This is a genomic window from Paenibacillus phytorum (assembly GCF_013141715.1).
In the GTDB taxonomy this organism is placed as follows: domain Bacteria; phylum Bacillota; class Bacilli; order Paenibacillales; family NBRC-103111; genus Paenibacillus_E; species Paenibacillus_E phytorum.
This window is the reverse complement of sequence record NZ_WHOA01000248.1, coordinates 24579-49509: the sequence shown is the minus strand read 5'-3', so window position 1 is coordinate 49509 and position 24931 is coordinate 24579. Positions and strand designations below refer to the sequence as shown.

At 46.0% G+C, this 24931-nt stretch carries 22 protein-coding genes and 1 pseudogene; 20 read left to right on the top strand and 3 right to left on the bottom strand.

Going from position 1 to position 24931, the window contains the following annotated elements; genetic code table 11:
• The first annotated feature begins 92 nt into the window (after positions 1-92).
• From GC098_RS37395 to GC098_RS41900, 17 genes and pseudogenes are all read left to right on the top strand, one after another.
• Positions 93-1844 carry a sensor histidine kinase gene (locus GC098_RS37395; RefSeq protein ID WP_171649395.1) on the top strand — a complete coding sequence of 584 codons (1752 nt, stop codon included), beginning with the start codon at positions 93-95 and terminating at the stop codon, positions 1842-1844.
• Entirely contained in the window at positions 1844-3469 is a 1626-nt protein-coding gene (locus GC098_RS37390; RefSeq protein WP_216625572.1) for a response regulator transcription factor, read from the top strand. The genes GC098_RS37395 and GC098_RS37390 overlap by 1 nt, the downstream gene beginning before the upstream one ends.
• Positions 3470-3533: 64 nt before the next feature.
• Positions 3534-5039 carry an ABC transporter substrate-binding protein gene (locus GC098_RS37385; protein ID WP_171649394.1) on the top strand — a complete coding sequence of 502 codons (1506 nt, stop codon included), beginning with the start codon at positions 3534-3536 and terminating at the stop codon, positions 5037-5039.
• 31 nt (positions 5040-5070) lie between these two features.
• Positions 5071-5853 carry a tyrosine-protein phosphatase gene (locus tag GC098_RS37380; protein ID WP_171649393.1) on the top strand — a complete coding sequence of 261 codons (783 nt, stop codon included), beginning with the start codon at positions 5071-5073 and terminating at the stop codon, positions 5851-5853.
• A 42-nt stretch (positions 5854-5895) separates the two neighbouring features.
• Positions 5896-7596: a glycoside hydrolase family 3 protein gene (locus GC098_RS37375; RefSeq protein WP_171649392.1), complete on the top strand. Its 1701-nt coding sequence runs from the start codon at positions 5896-5898 to the stop codon at positions 7594-7596.
• Positions 7597-7636: 40 nt separating this feature from the next.
• Positions 7637-8281: a beta-phosphoglucomutase gene (gene pgmB, locus GC098_RS37370; RefSeq protein ID WP_171649391.1), complete on the top strand. Its 645-nt coding sequence runs from the start codon at positions 7637-7639 to the stop codon at positions 8279-8281.
• Positions 8282-8368: 87 nt separating this feature from the next.
• On the top strand, positions 8369-9052 hold the full coding sequence (locus tag GC098_RS37365; protein WP_171649390.1) for an MgtC/SapB family protein: 684 nt from the start codon (positions 8369-8371) through the stop codon (positions 9050-9052).
• 121 nt (positions 9053-9173) lie between these two features.
• Positions 9174-10121 (top strand): ABC transporter permease, encoded by a 948-nt coding sequence (locus GC098_RS37360; protein ID WP_171649389.1) that lies wholly within the window; start codon positions 9174-9176, stop codon positions 10119-10121.
• 15 nt (positions 10122-10136) lie between these two features.
• Positions 10137-11024, top strand: coding sequence for a carbohydrate ABC transporter permease (locus GC098_RS37355; RefSeq protein WP_171649388.1), 888 nt, complete (start codon positions 10137-10139; stop codon positions 11022-11024).
• A 25-nt stretch (positions 11025-11049) separates the two neighbouring features.
• Positions 11050-12810, top strand: a complete 1761-nt coding sequence (locus tag GC098_RS37350) for a sulfatase (RefSeq protein WP_171649387.1) — start codon at positions 11050-11052, stop codon at positions 12808-12810.
• Positions 12811-12852: 42 nt separating this feature from the next.
• Complete coding sequence (locus GC098_RS37345) at positions 12853-14487, top strand: sulfatase family protein (RefSeq protein ID WP_171649386.1); 1635 nt, start codon at positions 12853-12855, stop codon at positions 14485-14487.
• 181 nt (positions 14488-14668) lie between these two features.
• Entirely contained in the window at positions 14669-14923 is a 255-nt protein-coding gene (locus tag GC098_RS37340) for a chromate transporter (RefSeq protein WP_171649385.1), read from the top strand.
• A 33-nt stretch (positions 14924-14956) separates the two neighbouring features.
• A complete protein-coding gene (locus GC098_RS37335) occupies positions 14957-15928 on the top strand; it encodes a formylglycine-generating enzyme family protein (protein ID WP_376774069.1) in 972 nt (323 codons plus the stop codon).
• Positions 15929-15990: 62 nt separating this feature from the next.
• Positions 15991-16107: pseudogene (locus GC098_RS42045) on the top strand (hypothetical protein); the annotation flags it as partial.
• Between the two features lie 9 nt (positions 16108-16116).
• Positions 16117-16464 carry an alpha-hydroxy-acid oxidizing protein gene (locus GC098_RS37330; protein ID WP_216625571.1) on the top strand — a complete coding sequence of 116 codons (348 nt, stop codon included), beginning with the start codon at positions 16117-16119 and terminating at the stop codon, positions 16462-16464.
• An 88-nt stretch (positions 16465-16552) separates the two neighbouring features.
• Complete coding sequence (locus GC098_RS41045) at positions 16553-17281, top strand: YVTN family beta-propeller repeat protein (protein ID WP_171649383.1); 729 nt, start codon at positions 16553-16555, stop codon at positions 17279-17281.
• Positions 17278-17463, top strand: a complete 186-nt coding sequence (locus tag GC098_RS41900) for a YncE family protein (RefSeq protein ID WP_376774066.1) — start codon at positions 17278-17280, stop codon at positions 17461-17463. The genes GC098_RS41045 and GC098_RS41900 overlap by 4 nt, the downstream gene beginning before the upstream one ends.
• Before the next feature lie 103 nt (positions 17464-17566).
• Here the strand turns inward: GC098_RS41900 and GC098_RS37315 are convergent, their stop codons facing one another.
• Genes GC098_RS37315 through GC098_RS37305 form a run of 3 tightly spaced genes read right to left on the bottom strand, consistent with a single transcriptional unit; the run spans position 17567 to position 21085 of the window.
• Positions 17567-19201: a type 2 periplasmic-binding domain-containing protein gene (locus GC098_RS37315; RefSeq protein WP_171649381.1), complete on the bottom strand. Its 1635-nt coding sequence runs from the start codon at positions 19199-19201 to the stop codon at positions 17567-17569.
• A gap of 24 nt (positions 19202-19225) precedes the next feature.
• Positions 19226-20107, bottom strand: a complete 882-nt coding sequence (locus tag GC098_RS37310; protein ID WP_171649380.1) for a carbohydrate ABC transporter permease — start codon at positions 20105-20107, stop codon at positions 19226-19228.
• Positions 20108-20119: 12 nt separating this feature from the next.
• Entirely contained in the window at positions 20120-21085 is a 966-nt protein-coding gene (locus tag GC098_RS37305) for an ABC transporter permease (protein ID WP_246359186.1), read from the bottom strand.
• Between the two features lie 251 nt (positions 21086-21336).
• On the opposite strand from GC098_RS37305, the gene GC098_RS37300 reads away from it, so the two are divergent.
• The 3 genes from GC098_RS37300 to GC098_RS37290 all read left to right on the top strand — a co-directional run bounded on the left by GC098_RS37300 (position 21337) and on the right by GC098_RS37290 (position 24912).
• Positions 21337-23565 carry an AraC family transcriptional regulator gene (locus GC098_RS37300; protein WP_171649378.1) on the top strand — a complete coding sequence of 743 codons (2229 nt, stop codon included), beginning with the start codon at positions 21337-21339 and terminating at the stop codon, positions 23563-23565.
• 65 nt (positions 23566-23630) lie between these two features.
• Positions 23631-23744 carry a GrpB family protein gene (locus GC098_RS37295; RefSeq protein ID WP_171649377.1) on the top strand — a complete coding sequence of 38 codons (114 nt, stop codon included), beginning with the start codon at positions 23631-23633 and terminating at the stop codon, positions 23742-23744.
• Positions 23745-24033: 289 nt separating this feature from the next.
• A complete protein-coding gene (locus GC098_RS37290; protein WP_246359185.1) occupies positions 24034-24912 on the top strand; it encodes a hypothetical protein in 879 nt (292 codons plus the stop codon).
• Positions 24913-24931 lie beyond the last annotated feature (19 nt).

Below are 24931 nucleotides of genomic sequence, written 5' to 3'. Positions count from 1 at the left end.
GTAAATAGGAGAAGCCAGCAGACTGCTGGCTTTTTTAATTCGTTCATTCAGTCAATAATGATTAGAGAAGAATATGAAAAGGGGGAGCAATCATGACAGGCCGATTTTTTCGAATTCCTTTCAATTCCATTCGTTTCAAGCTGATCGTCGGCGTGGTGCTGATCACAGTACCGTTAAGCTTGCTGCTCATTTATACCAACTACTATGCGATCGGTGTTGTTCGGAGCCAAGTGGCCGATTCCAACAAAAAAATGATGTCTTTGTATATGGGACAAATCGATGAACAATTACGGTTCGCGGAATCGTATTTAATGGGCTTAACTATCGCCGAAGCCGACTTTACCGGCATTGAGAACAAAGTTTCGGAAAGTGATCGCTACTTCGCTTTAAGAAGACTGTCTAACCGGATTACCGAAAATATGTTGAATTTCAAATCTGTGGACGGCTTTTTTATTTATTCGGCTCCCACTCAATCTTACATGAATGCATTTCGGGAAGTTACAAATTATGCGGAACGAGAATCGGTCAGAAACTTTATTGAGGATGAAACCGGAAAGGCAACGCCTAATTTACCGATCAATCGTTGGTACGTGCAGGAAATCGGAGAAAAATATTACTTGCTGCGTACGATCAAGGTGAGCGATACGTATGTCGGTACATGGATTTTATTCGACAATTTAATGATGCCGCTAAATCTCATCGGACTAGGTGAAAAAGGGGCAGCCTTATTTACGACGAATGACGGCGTGCCTTTGGTGAATGCGGAAATTGTCAAAGATAACCGGCTCGATGTAAATAAAAATCTTCAACACTATTATTTAACCGGGGACGATCATCGTTATCTGGTAGTCGGCGAAAAGTCGGCTGTAGGGAATTTCAATCTGATTGCGCTCATACCGGATGAACAAATATTAAGAAATCTTCCGATCCTCCGAAACATTGTCAATTTCATTCTCATCGGAGTTCTCATCCTGTTGCCCGTCTGTTTGCTGCTTCTCCGAAAAACGTTGCTCATTCCGATCAATCGCCTGATTTCAGCGATGAAACGGATAAAGGACGGCAATTTGGACATGCGGATTCCATCGTTTAGGACATCTGATGAGTTTCAGCTTGTTTATGAAACCTTTAATACGATGATGACACAAATTCAAGAATTGCGGATCCATGTCTATGAAGAGCAGATGAACAAGCAAAAGGCGGAGCTCCAGCATTTGCAGCTGCAAATCAATCCGCACTTTTATTTGAATTCGCTTAATATTATGCACACGCTCGCGCGCGCCAAAAATTATGCACTGATTGAAGAGATGGCGCAATGTTTGGTTGGCTATTTCCGCTATATGTTCCGAAGTAATTTGACTTTCGTCTCTGTGCAAGAAGAATTACAGCACGTTCGAAATTATTTGCGCATTCAGGAGCTGCGATTCCCGAATCATTTACAGTGTACGATTCATGTTCCTGACTATTTGCTGCGTACCCCGATCCCGCCGCTTGTCGTTCAAACGTTTGTGGAAAATGCGATCAAGCATGCGGTAACGATGGACGAACCGGTTCTTTTGACGATCGATATGGAACTTGATGATGCGGCCGCGGCCCCTTCACTCAAAATAACCATTCAAGATACAGGACCAGGTTTTCCGGAGGACATGCTGGAAGGATTTCGCAGCGGAACACAGATGACGAGTACGCAAGGCGAGCATATCGGAATTTGGAATGTTCAACAAAGGCTGTTGCTGTTGTACCAGAGCCGATCTGACATCACATTTGCCAATCATGCTTCTGGAGGTGCTGTCATTGTCATTACGCTGCCATTACAGCCGGATATGGGAAAAGGAGAGCGATTATAATGCAAATGCTCATTGTGGATGATGAAATTCTGTTCGTGGAAGGACTCAAATCAGATTTGAACTGGGAGACGTTTGGGGTTTCAACCGTCCACACGGCTTATAATATTAGGCAAGCGAAGGAGATTTTTGAAGCTCATCCCATCGATATCATGCTTTGTGACATTGAAATGCCGCAAGGCAGCGGCCTAGAGCTCTTGACGTGGGTACGGGAGCATTATCCGAAAACGGAATCGATTTTCTTAACGTGTCATGCCGATTTCAAGTTTGCGCAGCAAGCCATTCAGCTTGGCTGCTTCGATTATTTGTTGAAACCTGTTGCTCTTGCTCAACTAGAAGAGGTGATTGTGAAAGCAGGGGCAAAGATCAATAAAGAGAGCGAGCTTCAGCAATACAGCCGATACGGTCAATTCTGGGTTCAGCACCAGCCGATCCTGATAGAACGCTTTTGGCTCGATATTTTGCATGAAACCATTCCTTCAAATTTGGAAGCTATTCGAGAGTCTGCCGCGGAACGCAATATCCCTTTTTCAGAGGAAATGAGGTTTTTGCCTGTTCTGATCAGCGTGCAGCGCTTTTATAAAGAGTTGAGTTTGCGCGATGAGAAGATTATGGAATATGCCATTCAAAATAGCGCTGAGGAAATGATCGTTGAACACAAAGAGAAGGGACAAGTGCTGCTGCTGGGCAGCCGAAACCTGCTAGCGATCGTATCCTGGGATCAAGAAGCGGAGCCAGAGATGAAGCTATTGAAACAAAAGTGCGAAGCCTTCATCTCGTCCTGTAGACCATTTTTCTATTGCGATATTTCCTGCTACATTGGGAATCGAGCGTTCGTACACGAACTGCCATCGATGGTTCACGAGCTGTCTCGTCTCGAGAAAAACAATGTTGCTTACAACAATACAGTTTTCATGCTATCCGGAAAAAAACAATCCTCCAAGCCTGTTGCAATGCCGGATCTGCCTGTATGGTCGGTCATGTTGAAAGAAGGTTCAATGACGAAAGTGTTGTCAGAGGTTGAGCGATACTTGGAGAGCATGATGCATTCAGGGGAATTAGATGCGAGGGTATTGCATCAGTTTCATCACGATTTTCTGCAAATGCTGTATCACGTCATCATGCTGAAAGGCATTCAGGCACGCGAACTGTTAAGTGATGCCGTATCGATGGAGCTTGCCCCGCGTGCTACGCGTTCTGTAACGGATACGATTGCATGGATCAAGCACATTATGGAGAGATCTCTTCAATACGTGAATACGGTTGAACAAACGCAATCCGTCGCGGAGCGTGTCAGAAATCATATTGCTCTCCACTTGAATGAACAAGAGCTGTCACGCGAGGAGATTGCTAATCATGTCTATTTGAATCCGGATTATCTGGATCGCATCTTCAAGAAAGAAACCGGTATATCGGTTACTGAATATTTGGTTCAGGAGCGAATGGGAATGGCCAAGGAGCTATTGTCCAAAAGCGGCATGTCGATCAGCAGCATTGCTGCACATGTCGGGTACTCGAATCTTGCGCATTTTTCCAAACGATTCAAAAGCGTGACAGGTATGAACCCGAATGATTATCGACAACAGCATGGTCGGAATGGTACAAGCGGAAAGTCGAAAACGGAGTAGTGACAGTTCTGCCCGGTACTTATAATGAAGTTGTGTCGGACAGAACAATTAAAAGGAGAGAACCATGAAGAAAAGATTGAGTTTCTTAAGTTCAATTGTTGCATTGACGGTTATTGTTTCAGGTTGCGGTTCCGAGAATGGTTCAGCAAGCTCCAAGAAGCAGGACGAGAAGAAGACCGAAGCGCCAGTTGAGCTCACGGTAGCATTTCCTGTTAAAGGCGCAATTCCGAAAGACATGCAGTTGGTAAATGACGAGATTAACAAAATTGCCAAAGAGAAAATCAACGCCACCGTTAAGCTGCTGCCTATCAGTTACAGTGCCTATGTGAATCAAATGAATTTGATGATGACTAGCGGTGAAAAGCTCGATTTAATGGTGGAGTGGGGAGCGTTTTACTCCAGCTATATCGCAAAAGGACAATTGCTTGCGCTTGATGATTTGCTTAACAAGTATGGCAAAGATGTTTCAGAATCGTTGGGGCCTGTATTTCTAAATTCTCCTAAAGTAAAGGGTAAGCTTTACGGCGTGCCGACCATTCGTGATTTAGCGCAAGATTACGGCTTTATTATGAGAAAAGACTTAGTAACCAAGTACAACATAGACTTGAGTAATGTGAAAAAATTAGACGATCTTGAAAGTGTACTAAAGACACTCAAAGAAAACGAGCCGAGCATAGCTCCTATGACGAATAAGGGGACTACTTCCATATACGGTACCTTTAGCACTAGAGATTCTTTGGGCGACGATTTAGGTGTGCTTCTGAATAATGGTCAAGGCGAGCTGAAAGTCGTGAACTGGTACGATACTCCAGAATACGCCAGCATGGTAAAGCTCATGAGAAAATGGAACCAAGCGGGATATATGCTTAAAGATGTTGTGACAAACAAAGAAAGTGAAAACATCATTATTAAAGCAGGCAAAGCAGTTGGGAATCTCACGCACATGAAACCGGGCTTTGCTGAACAGCAGTCGAAAATAGTCGGAACTGAAATGACCGCGGTCAAACTTGCGCCAGCAGCCGCGAATACAAGTACGGTAAATAGCGTGATGTGGGGCATTTCCCAAGGTTCGAAAAATCCCGAGAAAGCTATGCAGTTCCTTAATCTGATGTACGCTGACAAAGATATTGTTAACTTATTCTCTTGGGGTATCGAAGGCAAGCATTATGTCAAAAAGCAGGATGGTTTTATCGGCTACCCTGCTGGAGTGGATGAGAATAATACAGGTTTCGCTTTGAACCAAGGGTTTATGTTCGGTAATTCGTTCCTTGCCGATATATGGGAAGGTAATGACAAGAATGTATGGCAGGAAACGAAGAAGTTCAACGAGAGTGCAACCCGATCGAAAGCGCTTGGGTTTACGTATGATAACACTTCGGTGAAGACAGAAGTTGCCGCGGTTAGCAACGTCGTGAGTCAGTACCGATTGGGGCTGGAGGACGGAGCCTTCGATCCGGATAAAGAACTGCCTAAGTTCCTTGCTGAGTTAAAAGCTGCTGGAATCGACAAAATTATTGCCGAAAAGCAAAAACAGTTGGATGTTTGGGCTAAGGAAAATAACGTGAAGTAAGCGGAATATCGGAGAAATTCAGGAGGATACCATGGAAACGACATACAAACAAAGAGTAGAGGAAATCGAGCGTAGAACGAACTTGCGTAATTTAGGTGGATATCGCACGGCAGATGGAAGGACAGTCAAGCACAACCTATTGTTCCGTTCCGCAGAGCTGGCGGAAATGACTGAAGAGGATATTGCTTACCTGCAAGAAAACGGTTTGCGATATATTTGCGATTTCCGTTCGGAAGGTGAACAAGAGGTAAAGCCGAATCCAGTCGTTGCTGGTGCGGAAGACATCCATTTTTCCGTATTTGGTGGAGTTGTCAATCCACAGGAAATGTTTGCAATGATTATGAAAATGGACATATCTGAGTTCAAGGGAGATTGGCTGGAAAACGTGTATATACAGTTTGTCTCTGATCCAGTGGCTCAGGATGCTTTTCGTCGATTTTTTGATCTAGTGCTGCAGGCAGAAGGCAGTCCGCTGCTCTGGCACTGTGCAGCAGGTAAAGACCGAACGGGATTTGCTGGAGCCATCTTGCTTCTTGCGCTAGAAGTGCCGATGGAAACCGTTATGGAGGATTTCCTAAGAAGCAATAACAACCGGAAAGAAGCGATAGAGCACGTGCTTAGCTCGATCCAAGAGAAGCTAGGAAATGACAAGCTTGCCAAGGTTAGAGAAATGATGGCTGTCAAACAGGAGTACTTGACTACGGCACTAAACGAAATCAAAAAGAACTATGGGACGATGGAATCTTATATGGAAGAAGTGCTCGGCTTGACCTCCGAGGCGCGCGAAAAACTGAAAAGCTTGTATTTAGAGTAAAGGTGAAAGCTCCAAATAGTCATAAGAGATGAGGAACGATACATGGTTGATTTGCAAGCAAAACCTTTTCACCTAGACGATGAGGGGATTGAGTGGGTCAAGGCCACCTTAGCCTCCATGGATCTTGCCGCCAAGGTGGGACAGCTGTTTTGTCCGATCGGATTCACGGACGACAAGGAGCATCTAGCGAAGCTGACGCAAAAGCTGAGAATCGGCGGCATTCTGTATCGTCCTGGTCCCGGGGAGAAAGTACAGGAAGCGCATCGCTATTTGCAGGAAACTTCGGAAATCCCGCTGCTTATTGCCGCTAATTTGGAAGCAGGGGGCAACGGCTCCGCAGTGGATGGTACTTTTTACGGCAAGCAACTGCAACTCGCAGCGACGGACAATACGGAGATGGTTCGCAGGCTCGGTGTTATTGCTGCTCGGGAAGGCAGCGCCATTGGTGTAAACTGGGCGTTCGCGCCAGTTGTGGATATTGACTTCAACTTCCGCAATCCAATCACGAATGTGAGAACGTTTGGTTCCGACCCAGAGCGCGTTGCTCGCATGAGCAAAGCTTATACGACTGCGGTTCAGGAACATGGCATGGCTGTATCGATAAAGCATTTCCCAGGTGACGGCGTGGATGAGCGCGATCAGCATTTGTTAACGTCGATCAACTCGTTGTCGGTAGAAGAGTGGGACGCTACGTTCGGCAAGGTGTATCAAGAATGCATTGACGCCGGAGCCATGAGCGTGATGGTCGGACATATTGCTCATCCTGCTTACAGCAAGCAACTTCGTCCTGAGCACAAAGATACGGACATTATGCCTGCGACTTTGGCACCGGAGTTGTTGAACGATCTGCTGCGTGGGAAGCTCGGATTTAATGGACTTATTACGACCGATGCTACGCCTATGGCCGGTTTTATGATGGCGATGAGGCGGGAGACAGCCGTTCCGGCTTCGATCGCTGCAGGTTGTGACATGTTCTTGTTTAATAAGAGTATCGAGGAAGACTTTTTCTTTATGATGAAAGGGATCGAGGCGGGCATCCTGACCGTGGAGCGGCTGGATGAAGCGGTGACACGTATTCTCGGTGTTAAAGCATCGCTTGGTCTGCATACGAAGAAGCGGGAAGGGACCCTTGTGCCGGGCGTAGAGGCGCTATCCGTTCTGAAATGCGACGAGCATATGAGATGGACCGGAGAATGCGCGGATCAATCCGTTACGCTCGTGAAGGACACGCAGCAATTGCTGCCCATCAGCCCAGAGCGTCACAAGCGTATTCTACTCTTATCGCTCGGTGGCGAGGATGGCTTGTTCAAATCAACGAACATTGCGCCTTACTTTATTTCCAAACTGGAAGCGGAGGGTTTCGAGGTCAAGATATTTGATACGAAAAATTTCGATTTAAGGGCGATGTTTGCTGGGGTGAAGGCGATGACGGATCAGTATGATGCTGCTATCTACTTCTCCAATATGGAGACCCACAGCAACCAAACCGTTGTCCGCATTAACTGGGCGCCTCCTTTTGGTCTAGATATGCCGTGGTTCATTCAGGAGCTGCCAACGATGTTTATTTCCGTGGCTAACCCTTACCATCTGCTGGATGTACCGCGTATACCAACGTTTATTAATGCGTATTCAGCCAGCGAGCAGGTCGTGGACGCGATTATCGAGAAGCTGCTGGGACGTTCCTCCTTCAAGGGAATTAACCCTGTAGACCCATTTTGCGGCTATTGGGATGCACGTCTGTAAGCGATACATGCAAGCTGGACTATGAAAGGGAAATTTCAACATGTCAATACTTGCAGTCATTTTTGATTTGGACGGTGTGCTTGTGCATACAGATCAGTATCACTACCAAGCATGGAAGCGAATGGCGGACGAAGAAGGTATTGTATTCGATGAGTCCGCGGGTGACCGACTGCGTGGCGTTAGCCGGATGGAGAGCTTGGAAGTCATCCTTGAGAAGAGCAGCAGAACGTATACAAGCGTGGAAAAAGAAGCTTTGGCTGAGAAGAAGAACGGCTACTACCGCGAACTGCTTGACAGATTGACTCCAGAAGATGCGGCGCCTGGTTCTTGCGAGGTCATTGCTGCCTGCAAGCAGCAGGGGACTAAAGTGGCGATCGGATCATCCAGCCGGAATACGCCAGTCATTCTGGAAAGGCTTGGCCTTTTGCACTTGTTTGAAGCTGTGGCGGATGGTAATGAGATCGTTAACAGTAAGCCGGATCCTGAAGTATTTCTGCTCGCAGCGAAAAAGCTTGCCATTGATCCTGAATGTTGTCTCGTCGTAGAAGACGCCGAGGCTGGTCTTATCGCTGCTAAGCGTGCCGGTATGAAGTCGGCCGCCATTGGTACTGTGATAAACAGCCTGACTGCTGCTGACTATCGGCTTCATCGTTTGGAAGAGCTGACAGCTGTCATTTGGGGTTAAATAAACATATGAAGAAGGAGCAGACGGTGGCTCCTTCTTTTTTTTATATTAAATGTCTCAATTTTACATAAGGGGAGATCTTTCATAATGCTAAGCATAGACGTTCATATTTTGATCAAATTAGGTCTTTCGGCTGTACTCGGGTTAATTATCGGTCTGGAACGCGAAGTTCGCAATAAGCCGCTAGGGCTGAAAACTTCCCTGGTCATCTGCTTAAGCAGTTGCTTGCTAACTATTGTTTCTATCGAATCCGCGAATAAATTTGCAGTCCCAGGCTTACATGTGATGGACCCCATGCGGCTAGCGGCACAAATCGTCAGTGGAATCGGTTTTATCGGAGCAGGGGTTATTCTAAGGAAGCATAACGATGTCATTATTGGTCTAACGACCGCTGCGATGATTTGGGGGACGGCAGGGCTAGGGATAGCGATTGGAGCGGGATTTTTCGTAGAAGCTTTTTTCGGACTTGCGCTTATTATGTTCTGTGTCATTGTGCTGCCTTATTTTATTAAAAAGGTCGGCCCGAAGCCATTGATTATGAAAGATCTGCGTGTAAAGCTCATCGTTTCCCATGATGCGAATTTAACCGGTATTATTAAAGCGATTATTGCAAAAGGGTACAAAATGAACAGCGTTCATATTAAGGAGCTGAACGGCGAACAGCAGGAGCTTAATTTCATCGTGTTCATCGACCGAAAGTATGCTTCTGAAGTGTACGATGAGCTGAAAAGCATGCCGTACATCGAGATCGCCGAAGTGGAGACGCTTTAGAACGGCAGGTCGGAATCGTACAAACGGGAAGTCGAAAACGGAGTAGTGAGTGACCCGCCTAGTTCCTATAATGAAAGTGTAAGCAAACAATTGATGCCATGAAGTGGAGGAAGTGAGTATTATGACACAAGCAATAACGAATAAATCCTCAACCAGTAAAAGGCGTAGTAGGTGGAAAAATTATTTTCCGCTTTACCTTTTGATGATCCCAGGCGTGCTTTACTTGCTCATTAACAATTATGTACCGATGTTCGGTGTTGTCATCGCATTTAAAGATATCAATTATCAGGCAGGCATTCTCGGCAGCGATTGGATTGGCTTTAAAAATTTTGAATACTTGTTCAAGACGAAAGATGCCTTAATCATTACACGCAATACGATACTGTACAATTCACTTTTTATCGTTGTACACACGGTAATAGCTATTTTTGTGGCGATTTTGCTGAATGAAGTGAAGAAGAAATTTTTATCCCGTTTTTATCAAAGTGTCATTCTGCTTCCATATCTGATTTCGATGGTCATTGTCAGCTATCTCGTCTATTCCATGTTAAGTGTCGAATCAGGCTTGATGAACAAGGCCATTCTTCCGCTGTTCGGAATTGACAGTATTTCTTGGTATTCGGAAGCGAAGTATTGGCCGTACATTCTCACGTTGGTGCACATCTGGAAAGGTGTCGGATTCCTATGCGTCGTTTATTTAGCATCCATCATCAGCATCGACACGGAGTATTACGAGGCAGCGACACTGGATGGCGCTTCAAGATGGTATCAGATTCGCTCCATTACCATTCCTTTGATCATGCCTGTCATTATTATGATGACCATGCTGGCGATCGGACGCATTTTTTATTCGGATTTCGGCTTGTTTTATCAAGTGCCAATGGACTCGGGCGCGTTGTCCAAAACGACAAATGTCATTGACACCTACGTGTATAGAGGTCTGATGAACCTCGGGGATATCGGGATGTCATCGGCAGCCGGTTTGTACCAATCGCTTGTCGGATTCGTATTGGTTATCGTATCCAACTATGCGGTGCGCAAATTCAGCAAAGACAATGCCTTATTTTAGAGGGGGAAAAGATTCATGGCACAAGATAGTAAAACGCTGCAGTGGACTACTCATATTGTTCTGATCGCATTATCCGTTGCAAGCCTTCTGCCTTTTTTACTGCTCATCATGTCCTCCATTTCAAGTGAGACAAGCATTATTCAACATGGATACTCTCTGTTTCCGCAAGAATTTAGTTCCAAAGCGTATGTGTATTTACTGGATCACTGGCAAGAGTTGGGCCGCGCGTATGGGATTACCGTGTTCATTACAGTAGTGGGCACCACTGCCAGCTTAGCCATCACGACGATGCTGGCGTATCCGATTTCCCGTCAAGATCTGCCGTGGCATAAATTTTGGGCATTCTTTGTTTTCTTTACACTTTTATTTAATGGGGGTCTTGTCCCTACGTACTTGATTTATACGCAGGTTTTGCATGTGAAAAATACGATTTGGGCGCTGCTTATTCCTGGACTGCTCATGAACGGATTTAACGTCCTTCTCGTTCGCACCTTCTTCATGACGTCCATTCCGCCAGCGCTTATCGAAGCGGCCAAAATCGATGGGGCGGGTGAGATTAAAACATTCTACAAAATCGTTCTCCCGCTGTCGGTTCCGATCATGGCGACTATCGGTCTTTTCGAAGCCATCTTGTATTGGAACGATTGGTTTAACGGATTAACTTATGTGACCAACCCGAAGCTGTTTAGCATTCAAAATATTTTGAATCGGCTCATTCAAGATGTCCAATTTTTGAGCAGCAACTCCGACATGGGATCGGGCGCTGGGGCGAAGGTCGCAGAGCTTCCGAGCACATCGGTAAAAATGGCGATTGCAGTCGTCGGTGTACTTCCGATTTTGGTGGCGTATCCGTTCTTCCAAAAGTACTTCATCAAAGGGATTACAATTGGTTCTGTGAAATAGTGGGAAATATCGGGAGGATACGGCTATGAGAGCAGTCATGATCATGTTCGATTCTTTAAATAAGCATATGCTGCCGAGTTACGGCTGCGACTGGATTCACGCTCCTAACTTTCAACGTCTGTCTGAGCGGACGATGACGTTCGACAAATGCTATGCGGGCAGCTTGCCCTGTATGCCGTCACGGCGCGAGATTCATACAGGACGTTATAACTTTTTGCATCGAAGCTGGGGGCCGCTTGAGCCATATGACGATTCGATGATCGATTTGCTTCGGAAAAGCGGTGTATATACGCATCTAACGACCGATCACAATCATTACTTCGAGGCCGGGGGAGCTACGTATCACACCAAGTACAATTCGTGGGAGTTTGCCCGCGGTCAAGAGGGAGATCCGTGGAAAGGAAACGTCGAGGATCCGCACATTCCGGAAAGCTTGAGCGGTCCAAAGCAGGGTGATTTATGGAGACAGGATTGGGTGAACCGGCCATATTTGGATAGCGAAGAGAAGATGCCGCTGGCGGTAACAGTCAATCGGGGCATTGAATTCATCGAAAGAAACCACGATCAAGACCGTTGGTTTTTGCAAATCGAAGCTTTCGATCCACATGAGCCATTTTTTACCCAGCAAAAATATAAGGATTTATATCCGCATGATTATGAAGGCAAACATTATGACTGGCCGGATTATTCGAAAGTCACGCAGCAGCCGGAGGAAGTGCAGCATATGAAATACGAATATGCGGCGCTTGTCAGCATGTGTGACGAATATTTGGGTAAAGTGCTGGACGCATTCGATCAGTACGATCTTTGGAAAGATACCCTGTTAATCGTGAATACCGATCATGGATTTTTGCTAGGTGAACATCGCTGGTGGGGGAAAAACATCCAACCGCTCTATCAAGAGATCACGAACCTCCCCTTATTTATTTGGGATCCCAGATACGCTGTGAAAGATAAGAGAACGGAAGCTCTAGTTCAAACGATCGATCTTCCGCCAACGCTGCTCGAGTTTTTTGGAGTAGACATTCCTGCTGATATGCAGGGCAGCTCTATCCGCCCGATCATCGAATCGAATCGAACCATTCGTGAAGCCGCTTTATTTGGCATACATGGCGGTCACATCAATTGCACCGATGGAAGATACGTATACATGCGGGGGCCGAAGGACATAAACAATGGACCGCTGCATGAATATACGCTGATGCCGACGCACATGCATACAATGTTCGATCCGAAAGAGTTTGCCGGAATGGAACTCGCCGCTCCTTTTTCATTCACCAAAGGCTGCTCTGTGATGAGGCTTCAGGCCGCAAACTTTTTGAACCCGTACCTTTACGGTGATTTGTTGTTTGATCTTGAAACCGATCCTTCACAGGAGACTGTCATAGCAGATCCGGAAGTGGAGGCGACCATGATCGACCATATCGCCAGGCTGATGCGAGAGCATGATGCTCCGGCCGAGCAGTATGAGCGAATCGGCATTCCGAAGGACGGCAGGGTGACGACAGAAGAGCTCGAGCGGGAAAAAGAAACGAAGCGGAAGCAAAACGAAGTTGATTTGGGGTTGAACGAACGCTGGATCGGGAAGTCGAAAGAAGCATTATTCACCTTGAGCTGCCTGACGCCGAATCCGATGCGATCCATGCTGAAAGCGAAGCTGGCTATGATGGTGCAAAGCAAACCATCGCCGGAAGTGAGTGAAGATGACGTTGTCCATCTTGCGACGAGCTTGTTTGGCAATCACGCGCCGCGGCTTGTCGGTTTTCTGAAAATGCTCTTGGTGTAAGGGATAGCGGAGCGGATAAAACATATAAAGGAGTTTGCAGTCATGAAGGATGCAGGACAAAAACCTAACTTCTTATGGATTACATTGGAGGATACGAGCCCGAGAATGGGCTGCTACGGGGATCCTTTGGCGCGTACACCTCACATAGACAGCTTAGCCCGAGAGGGAACTTTGTATCGGAACGCATTTGCCACGGCGGGAGTATGCGCTCCCAGCCGATCCGCGGTCATTACGGGTATGTATCAAACGGCGATAGGCACGCATCATATGCGAACCGCACATACCAATATGCATACTCCGGAGCTGCCGACACCTTATTTTGCAGTACCCCCCGCTCATGTCAAAACGATTTCCGAAATCATGCGGGCGAACGGATATTATTGCACGAATAATGCTAAAACAGATTATCAGTTTCAGGCGCCTCTAACGGCATGGGACGAGAACGGCAAGGAAGCCCACTTCCGCAAACGGGAAGACGGTCAGCCCTTCTTCGCCGTATTCAATTATGACGCTACGCATGAAAGCGGCATGTGGCCGGCTGAGTCAATGAGGCAATTTATGCCTAACTACGAAGAGAGACCGCTCACGACTGACCCGGATCAGGTTGTTCTTCCACCTTACTTGCCGAATACGCCGAAATCGCGAGCAGCGCTTGCCAGACATTATGATAATCTAGCCAATGCAGATGAGTACGTAGGTCGCATTCTTCAACAGCTTGAGGAAGATGGTTTGACGGACAATACGATCGTCATGTTATGGAGCGACCACGGAGAAGGACTGCCGCGTGCCAAACGGTGGACGTATGATGCGGGAATCCGCGTGCCGCTTATCGTCAGGTGCCCCGAAAAGGCGGGAATAGGCCAAGTCAGCGAACAACTGGTCAGTATGATCGACTTGGGACCAACGGTGCTCTCTTTGGCTGGGATACCCGTTCCCCGGCATATCCAAGGTCAGCCGTTCATGGGAGAGCTTGCCGAATCGAGAGACTATGTATTTGCCACGCGGGACCGTTATGACGAGGCTTATGATAAGGTTCGCGCTGTAAGAGATGCGCAATTCAAATACATTCGTAATGATTATCCCGATCAGCCTTACCTTCAGTGGATCCCGTTTAGTCATCTTCATCCGATATTCCAGGAGCTGTGGAGATTACAATTGGCGGGCGAATTAGAGGGTGATAAGCAAGTACTCATGCAAAATAAGCGTCCTCCGGAGGAATTGTATGACTGTTTAAACGATCCTCATGAGCTGAATAATTTGGCGGACGATCTAACATATCGGGATGTAAAGATTCGTTTGCGCAAGGAGCTTGACGATTGGTGCGGTAAATACGACGTTTGGGGAGATATTCCTGAGGCGCAAATGGTTGCGACCATGTGGCCGAATGGCATTCAACCACAAACAGCTAAACCGCTCTTCATCCCGATCAATAGCCGGTTGCAGGGTAAGAATGCGGTGGATGAAGGAACCTTCAAAGAACCAACAGCGGTCATGCTTCATTCAGCAACACAGGGTGCTTCCATCGCTTATACGACCGATGAAGACTTGAATCCTCGTTGGAAGCTGTACACAGGTCCAATCATCGTAACCGATGGTTTTGTGCGCATTCGATCGATTGCGGTACGCATCGGTTATAAGGATAGTGAGGAGGCTGAGTCTACGTTTATTGTTGAATAAGGTTGCTCGGGGACCTGAATATAATGTTATGTAACGTAATATTTGACCATTTCGCCTGAGAAGGCTATTTTTAAGTGGATTCAATAGTACATCGTTCGTGTTATAGACTATGGTAAGGGGAGCTTCACTCCAAGTGCCATAGTCTTCTTTTCAATTGTAAACAGAAATCGTTTGAGATACGATGAATAGAGCAATTAATAAGGCAAACAAAATTCGCTCCATCTTCTATGGGCTGAAGCCTGTCGTGACGGGTTTGATTATTTATGCAGCGATACATTTTGGTTTCGAGGGCCAAGCTGAGAGTTTATTTACTTGGAAAAATGTGAGTATCGCAGTAATGGCTGCAGGAGTTTTCGTTGCAGTATTGAAATACAAATTATACCCATTAACGGCTATCTTACTATCAGGCCTAGTCGGCATTGCTTTGTTCAGTTAGTTACGTTTACATAAAAGTAAGGGGTGATCTCCAATAGATACCAATAAACCTTCATGCTGCTCAGCAAGTCGGAGCGCTATTCATCAAACAGACGCAAGCCCAGAGCGTTTAATGGATCTTACACAGGTTCAAGCAAAGTCAAATTGCCAAACAGAACGTATGATTTATATACCAGGTGGGAAGTTTTTAATGGGGACTGACGATCAAGAAGGATTCCCATCTGATGGTGAGGGGCCTGTCAGAGAAATTTCTGTTAACCCTTTTTACATCGATGCTACGACGATAACGAATGAAGAATTCAAGAGATTTGTTGATGATATAGGCTTTCAAACAGAAGCTGAAACCTTTGGGTGGTCCTATGTTTTTCATCTTTTTGTTTCTGAAGCAACTACGTTGCAAGTGAAAGATTCGGCACAACAAACACCATGGTGGTGGGTGGTACATGGTGCTGATTGGCTTCATCCCGAAGGTCCTGATTCAGGGATCCAAGATCGGATGGACCATCCGGTCATCCATGTATCCTGGAATGATGCAGCTGCGTATTGCCGATGGGCTGGGAAAAGACTATTAACAGAGGCTGAATGGGAGTTTGCTGCCCGAGGCGGACTGGTGCAGAAGAGATACCCTTGGGGGGATATATTGAAACCGGACGGACGGCATATGTGCAACATTTGGCAAGGAAAGTTCCCAGAGAAAAATCATGCTAGCGATGGGTATGCGGGCACGGCGCCTGCCAGATCCTTTGAACCAAACGGATACGGCCTTTACAATGTAGCTGGTAACGTGTGGGAATGGTGCTCGGATTGGTTTAGCCATACCTATCATATTAATGGCGCAAAGGATAACCCCACTGGCCCTCCATCTGGAGACAACAGGGTTCTAAGGGGAGGTTCGTACTTGTGCCATGCCTCCTATTGCAATCGATATCGTGTGGCGGCACGGAGTAGGAATACACCTGACAGTTCTGCGGGAAATATAGGTTTTCGTTGTGCTGCTGATGCTTAATTAAGCATCCATGTCGCCAATAGCAACTGAAACCAATTTGGTACAATGGCGTTCACTCTCAGTTGTTTATTGGGCGCGATCGCGATGTGTTGAAAAGTTTGGTGCTGCGCGCGGAAAAAGCCGGGTTTTCCGCCATTGTGATCTCGCTTGACCGGCCGGAGGAAGGGGGGAGAGCCCAGAATTTATCGTTGTGCGTTTCCCCATTTATGTTCCATTACGGGCTTGGAAATTTCGTCTCGGACCCGATCGTAAGGCAAAAATACGGACACACACTATCCATTGCGGATGTGGTTGGAGCACGCGTTCCCGTTATGTTCGACAGCGGTATTCGGTGCTGGGCGGATATATTTAAAGCTCTGGCCTTAGGGGCAAAAATGATATTTATCGGACGACCATACCTCTATGGTCTGACTCTCGCTGGCGAAACAGGTGTTCGACATGTCATTGAAAATATAGTGGCTGACTTTGATTTGAATCTAGGAATAGCCGACCTCGTCCAACATCCGCAGAATTACCAACCCCGCGCTCAAGCTTAGGGCCAAATATCTATAAAATGGCCGTGCCACTCCTTTAAGGAAATTAATAACTTAGATTAAGTTATTAAATGAAGGAGGGGTATTTCTTGTGACCACGTGTAGACCTTCGCCATCATTTCATTTCGCTTATATCACGAACTACAACGATGATACCGTGTCGGTGATTGATACCCGAACAAGAAAGGTCAAGGCAACAATCAAGACAGGTAAAGGACCTTTTGAGATTGCCGTTACACCGGATGGGAAGTATGCTTACGTTGTCAATAAACGTGATAACACCGCTCAAGTAATCAAAAGAAAAACAAATACAATTATCCGAACCATCCGGGTCGGAAAAAGTCCATCGGATGTAGGTACATCGCGAAAGTTCGTCTATGTTACGAATTCGGCTGATAATACTGTTTCAGTAATATGTATAAAGAAACAAAGAGTCGTTGAAACGATAAAGGTCGGAAAAAAACCGGTAGGAGTAACCATTACGCCTGAGAAGATGGGCATTAAAACTTTAGGATTTGTAAGTAATCACGACAGCAATACGATTTCTATTTTCGATGTGAAACACAATAGGGTTATAGACACGATAAAAGCCGGCGTTGGCCCGGATCAAATTGCTTTCACGACGAACCGTAAATTAGCTTATGTCACCACGAATGATAATGTATTGGTTATAGGTATTCATAGCCGAAGGATTCTAAAGAAGATTAAAGTAGGAGTTAAACCAATCGGTGTAGCCATAACCCCTAACAACAAATTTGCCTACGTTGGTAATGAAGGGGATAACACAGTTTCCGTCATAAAGCTTTTAAAAACCAGGTGATAGCTACCATACCGGTGGGGATCAAACCCGGCATTGTAGCCATTACACAAAATAGTAAATATGCTTATGTTGCCAATTTTGGAGAAAATACAGTTTCTGTTATAAGAATCAGGGATAATAAGGTTATTGACACGATAACAGTAGGGAATGCAGCATCTGGGCTTGCTATTATCCCTTTATAGAAGTTATTGAGTATCGTATCGGGGAAACGTATCGGGGCACCTCTGGCGGGAACGAATGCGCAGGGTGCCCCGATTGTTCTTAATACTTCCAGATCGGCTTTCTCTAACGAGTACCGCCGGAATATCTTTCGTATGCAGCTTTATAGATGGACAAGTATTGGTCTAAGCCCATTTTTTGTACATTCGCCACATACTTGTCCCAGTCGTCGAAGGATGCTGTGCCGTTGATAAGGTTAGCCTCGGTCTCGGTGATGAACTTGTGAATGTCGGCACCCTTGGAGCTCATAAATGCCGTTTCCGATTCCGTATAGTTAAAGCTGTACCACATCTCTTTAATGAGGTTTTTGGACGCTTTCTTACCCGCATCGATTGATTCCGGCAGGCTTTCAGAGCCTTTGAAATATTTCTCCTGTACATATCCCGGATAACTGCCTCCAGGCCATGTTGTGAATTTGGCTACCGCCTGATCGAGGGTCAGTCCGTTTGGATTATTTTTCACTTCGTCTGTAAACTCCAGCTTTCCGTCTGGCTTTTGCGTATAAGTGACATCCTTTTGTCCCATAAAGTAGAAGGTAGCCCCTTCATCTCCATAGAAATAATCCATCCAGCGTAGTGTAGCTTCCGGATTTTTGTTTTTATCCGTAATGACGAAGGCCCCTGGCCATGCGATAGGATTCTTCACAGATACAAATAACTGATCCCCATGAGGACCTTTAAGCGCACCAAGTCCTACATAGCCCTTCTGGTTCATGACCGCTTGGGGATGAGGGACGAATGCCGCTCCCAGCAGACCTTTCTCGCCTTTGGCATAAAGCGCCGTATCCTTCAACGTGAAGATCTCTTTATCAATTAGTCCCTCCGAATATAGCTTGTTCATATACTGCAGCACTTCTTTATACTTTGGATCGGTCCGGTAGAACCTCAGATTGTTGGAAGACGGATCCATGTCCACGTACTGATGGGCGACAGCTCCCCTGTTGCCGAATCCCCAGCCACCGCCGATGTAGCGTTGTATCGTTCCAATGCCGGACATACCGCTTAACGGGACCTCGTCCTTCTGACCGTTGCCGTTCATGTCCGAATCTTTTACAGCCTTCAAATAATTGTAAAATTCCTGTGTGGTTTCAGGTTCTTTCATATTAAGCTTATCCAGCCAGTTCTTGTTGATCCATAGCGGCGTGCCGATCAGCATAGGCAAATATTCGGGACTATATATGGAAGGCATGGAGTAGATGCCGCCGTCCGGCATCGTCAATCCCTTTTTCAGATCAGGATACTTGTCCAAAAGCTTCTTAAAGTTAGGGGCATTCTTCTCGATCAGATCATTCAGCTTAAGGAAGACGCCTTGGCTGCCGTACTTCATCAAGTCCGCGACAGGTACCCTTGCTGAATAGAAGGCATCGGGATAATCTCCGCTTGCCAGCGCCAGATTTCGTTTCTCTGTAAGACTTTCAAAAGGAACCAGCTGGAATTCTGCGTCAATGTTGGACATCTTGGCATACTCTTTCCAAACTGTCGTATCCTCGAATTTGTTGCCGTTTTGCGGTGATTTGCCCGTAAACAATTTGAGCTTAATCTTCTCATTCACAATAGGAAAACCGGTGGCATTAAGATTCTGCGATGCTTTTTCATCTGATTTGGCGGTATTTCCTTTATCTTTCGTGACTCCGCAGCCGCTCATCACTCCAAGAGTAAGTACGACGGACAGCGCCAAGGCTGTCGTTTTGATTGTTTTCATAATAAATAGACCTCCGTTATAATTTTATCCTTTGAGGGCGCCGACCATCACGCCTTTGTTAAAATATTTTTGCAGGAACGGATATAAAATGAGAATGGGCAGATTCGCTACAATTACAATAGCATACTTGATGGATTCCACGTCGAGCACGGAACTGGACAGAGACCCTTCAGATACGTCAACCATATCCTTGGTTTCCCCCTGTACCAGAATCTCCCGTAAAATGAGCTGCAACGGGTACTTATCCCGATCCGACAAATAGATCAGCGCATTGAAGTAAGCATTCCAGTGCCCCACACTATAAAAGAGTACCATAACGGCCAAGATGGGCGCTGATAGGGGAAGCACAACTCTCCATAAAATTCTTAGATTCGAGCAGCCGTCGATGGCAGCAGCCTCCTGCAGCTCAAAGGGCAGTCCGCTTTGAAAAAAGGTCCGCATCAGCATAATGTTCCATACGGAAACTGCGCCTGGAAGAACCATGACCCAGTATGTATTCAACAACCCGAGCTGTTTGATTAACAGATAGGTCGGGATCAGTCCGCCGCTGAAGAACATTGTAAACACCATGAAGCCCGAGATCCAATGTCTGCCGAGCAAATTCCGCCGTGACAGAGGAAAAGCAGCTGCTACAGTAAGCGCAACATTGATGGCTGTTCCGCTCACCGTATACAGAATCGTATTGCCGTAGCCCTGCATGATCTCCTTGTTCTGAAACAGCTTCTCATAGCCCCTCCAGGATAGTTCCTTCGGCCAAAGCCAGACGTCTCCGTTCAGTACCAGCTGTGGGCTGCTGAAGGAGGCAATTAGCACAAAATACAAAGGGTACAGCACCATCAGCATTATAATTATTAAGAGGGTATATATGAAAATGATAAAAATTCGGTCCATCAAGCTTTGCTTCATCGAGTGTCTCCCTTACCATAGGCTGGTCTCGCTTACTTTGCGGGCGATGGCGTTAACCACAACCAGCATCACAAAATTTATCAACGAGTTAAACAGGCCGATTGCCGCAGAGAAACCATATTCCGCTCCGAGAATCCCGCTCCGGTATACATGCGTGGAAATCACGTCGGAAGCCTGCATATTCAGCGAGTTTTGCAGCAAATAAATTTTCTCGAATCCGACGCCGAGCACCGTACCCATATTCAGAATGAGTAAAATAATGATGGTGGGCCTTAGACCCGGCAAATTAATATGCCAGATACGCCGAAGTCTGCTGGCACCGTCCATTTGAGCGGATTCGTGCAGATGGGGATCGATGCCGGCCAAGGCAGCGAGATATATGATGGAATTCCAGCCCATTTGCTGCCATACGCCGGAAGTAACGAACATGCTTTTGAACCAGCCCGGATTTGTCAAAAAGGCAATCGGTTTAATGCCCATCCAAACAAGAACATGATTGACGAGACCGTTTTCCTGCGAAAGGAAGATTATCATTAACCCAACTACGATTACGGTAGAGAGAAAATGAGGGGCATACAGGATGGTTTGAATCCATTTCTGGAATTTTTTCCGCCCGATCTCATTTACCATCAGCGCCAATAATATAGGTACAGGGAATCCTGCGGCTATCTGATAAACCCCGATGGACAAGGTATTGGTAAGAATTCTCAAAAAATAGAAGCTTTCAAAAAAGCGTGTGAAATGATCGAAGCCGATCCACGGGCTCCCCCAAATTCCTTTGGTCACGAAAAACTGTTTGAAAGCAATCTGTAATCCGTACATGGGCACATATTCAAATAGGATGAAGAAGACAATCACCGGAAAGATTAGCACATATAAATCCCAGTTCCGCTTAATTCCCTTCCAGCGATTTCTCCAATGCTGTCCGTTAAGCTTTTTTTCCGGATACGTTTTGCCGCCCGGTACTATTTGCTCCAAGAAGTTACACCTCCTTTCTTCGTTTTCAAGGTTGATCATAGTTGGTGGCCGGTAGAAAAGAAATTGACTCTTTTTTAGTCGATAGACATTTTCTTTGATTTCCAATGTGGGAGAAATGGGCTAAGTCCTTACGGTACATGGTCATGATGAGGTTTTACAGGAGTATGATAAGGTTTTGTAAATGTGTTGCTTGTTGCTTTTACGACCTGCTAGCATGAGTATAGGAGATTTAGAGGATAGGGAGGGGCATCATGGAACTCGTGAATCAGAAGCGCAAATCGTTTCTCGTCCGAATATTTATCAGCTTTTTAACCATCATTATGCTGTTGTCCTTCTTTAATTTTGTATTATTTTCTTTTTTTCAACAGAATATCAAGCAGGAGATCATTCGTTCCAATGAGCGTATGCTGAGTCAGGCTGCGGAGCATTACAACACTCATTTTAACCGTCTGAGAACCGTACTGTTCCAGATGTATCACGACAATACGATTACCAAATTTAACGGGCAGTTGATTTCGGGCGAAAACGGAAACGCCAATTATTTTCTTGTAGTCGATATGGTGCGAAGGCTGAGGGAAACTGCCAATAATCCGTTATTCTACTTAGATAATCTTATGGTGCTGTACCGCTCAAATCTGTTTATGGCGGACAAGGAAGGCAGCAGCACAGAAGTCGCTCTGGATTCCCTAACGAACTTTCATGCCCCATACGACCTGTCTTATTGGGAGAAGGAATTTGAGCGTCCAAGGAACTATTACATACATCCAGCGCAGGATTACCCGCTCGATCACTTTAGTAAGGAGAACAAAACTTACATTCCATTCTCCTTTAAGCTGCCCAATGCTAATTACGAATTAATCGCTATGCTGGACGCAGACAAGCTGAACCAGACACTGCTGGGCGATGTACCTTTTATCATTCAAACCGAGGAGGGAGAGAATATCTATCGTTCAAATTCCTCTGCATCCATAGAAGAAATTCCCGTCTTCGCTACAGGCGAATCGTACAAACTATTCCAAAACCAATATTTCTTTATCCATGAGGATTCGGAAAATCACCTTCGTTACGTGACAGCTGTACCTTATGCTAACATCGCAGCACAAATCTCCAAGCTTAGGGTCACTCAGATCGTCGTTTTGTTTACTTCCATAGCAATCGCTCTTGGCATGTCTTACTGGTTCAGCCGTCGTCTTCAGTCACCGGTGAAACGTATTATCGCCTCCCTGCAGCATCCGGAAGGACAACATCTGCGGATGGATTCCGCCATTCATGAGTTTGAAATGATCAGCAATCACATTGATAAGCTGTCGGAAGAGCGGACAAGGATTCATGACGAGCTGAAGAGTAGTAACTCGCTGCTGACCAACTACGGTTATATCGCTAAGCTTAAATCGCTGCATGTTGGCATCTCGGAGTGGCGCGAATTTGCACAGGCGGAGGGCCCCTTCTCTTTGATTCTGTATCAGCTGAATGCAAGAAGTACGGAAAGGCTAAGTGAGGATATCAAACGTTATATCGGGGAATACATTGAAATCGTCCTCTCCGAGTATGAGCTGAATGCCTATACGTTCCAAATTGAGAACGATCAGATCATCTCCGTCGTTTTCCGGAAGGATAAGACGGACCGGATGACGGAAGCACTTCAGCAGGTCAAGGAAACACTGGATAAAGACCGTCAAACCTGTCTGATTATGATGGCAGTCAGCTCTGTGTTTGAACAGAGCGCCGAGCTGAATACGGCCTATGAGCAGGTGTCGGGAATGCTTAAGCAGGCCCGTCCGCTGGATGAAACACAAATGATCGTCAAGCAAGAGCCCGCTGCATTCTTATTTGTTTTTACCAAGGAACAGGAGCAGGAATTGTACGCTCATCTTCAAACCGGCAATGAAAAAATGTGCCTCCATGCCTTACATCGTATGCTTGAAGCGATGGAGCGAAGTCAGGCGACATTGGCCCAGTTTCGCCAATTCAGTGAGGCATGGGCTTCTCGTATCGTGAAAACATTGGAGCAAAATAGAGCGGATAACGCAGTGAGAGACCAGGCCGTAAGACTGCGGAAGGAATTGGATATCAGTTTTACCTTGACGGAGTTTAAGCAAATCTTTGACACGCTTGTTCCTATCTATGCAGATTGGGTGCGCTTGAAGAAGGAGGAGAAAGACGAAGTTATCGAATTTGTGATGAAAACCATGGAGACCCAATATTCGGAGGACATATCACTAGATCAGATCGCGGAGAAACTGGACTTGTCCAGTGCTTACTTGTCTGTATACATAAAGGAGAAGACGGGGGCGAATTTCAGCGAGCATATGAATCGGATGCGGATTCAGAAGGCAAAGGAGTTGCTTGTCGGTTCCAGTCTCAGCATTCAGAACATCGGGGAACAAATCGGCTACCGCAACGGCACTTCGTTCATAAGGATGTTCAAGAAAATAACCGGAGAAACGCCCGGAGAGTTCCGACGCTGCCAGACGGTTTAAATTTATATTTGTTTTTGCATCGTTAGGGTGCTGCAAAAGGGAAGAAGTTATGAATAAGAGATTACATGATGGGCATAGGAAGTACTTCAATAGTTGGGTTGCCCTCCAAACCAATATTGGATATCGCTGTTGGGGTGAACCATCTTGGTGAAGCAGACTCGTTTATAGAAAAGAGTTAAGTAAATGTAAGACCCTCAGCCCGTTGCTGTGGGTCCTTTTTTTACTATTCAAGGAAAGGACAGATTAATTCAATAACGATAGACCTAAGTTGGAATACCAAAGTAAGGAATTAATTTTATTTGTTATGACTGCAGGCTCTTTTTGCAATGACCGGCTACTCCTAGGGGGCTAGCAACAATTTCGACTAAAGTCTAGGCAAATATCTGGACTTGAGCAAGATCTCGCTTCATCTCCCTCGTTGTACAATAAAAACATCAAAGTCGAACGATACAAAAAGGAGGAGACACGATGGTTATTGAGGGAATGAAGAGCACGGGTGAAAAAACCAAGTCGTCAGTTAAGTTTTTTGAAGGAGAGAAATGGTTAGTACTTACCGGGTTACTCGGCTTTCTTCTTGCGGGGATATGTGCAGTGTGGGTATTGTTATATCCTGTATCGCCTGATGGGAATGTCTCCAACGCATTCTCTTTTAATGCGGCACTGGGAATATTTCTGCTATCAACGGCAGCGATCGCGCCATTTTCCGCAATGGGTGTGAAAGGCAGAGCTTTCTTCCGATGGTCTTATATCCTACTGGCTCTTTATTCCTACTTCGCGGAAACCGTGCAAAATTTTCGCGGCGTCAACCCAAGGTTTGTGAAGAGTGGTATGCCCTTTGACGACATGGTCGGTGATATTTTCGCTTTCGTAGCTCTGTTTTTGATTCTGTGTTACCTGTTCTTAGCCATTCAATATTTCCGCAAAAAATCGTACATGCGCCGTCCAGCGCTGGTTGTAGGTATCCGATATGCAATGATCGCAGTCATGTTCTCGTTTATGGCTGGTATTTGGATTTCCGTCAACAACGGCCGAATCGTCGGCGTTCACGGGAATATTATTGTTCTGCACGGCCTTGGCTTCCACGCGCTGCAAGCTTTACCGGTTGTCGCTTGGCTGTCTGACCGCACTTCATTTACGGCAAATGCTCGCAGCAAATGGACTCATTTAACAGGTATCACCTATTTACTCGGTTTAATCGCAATTGGCTGGCAGACATATCTTGGCCGCAGCATCTTCGAATGGTCTGTACTCTCGCTTCTCATCTGCAGCTGTTTCCTGATCTCATTAGCGACAGGGGTGCAAGTGCTGCGTAAAACGCCATTGGGAACAATAAAGGCTAATATTTGATGGGGAGGTAAGAAAAACG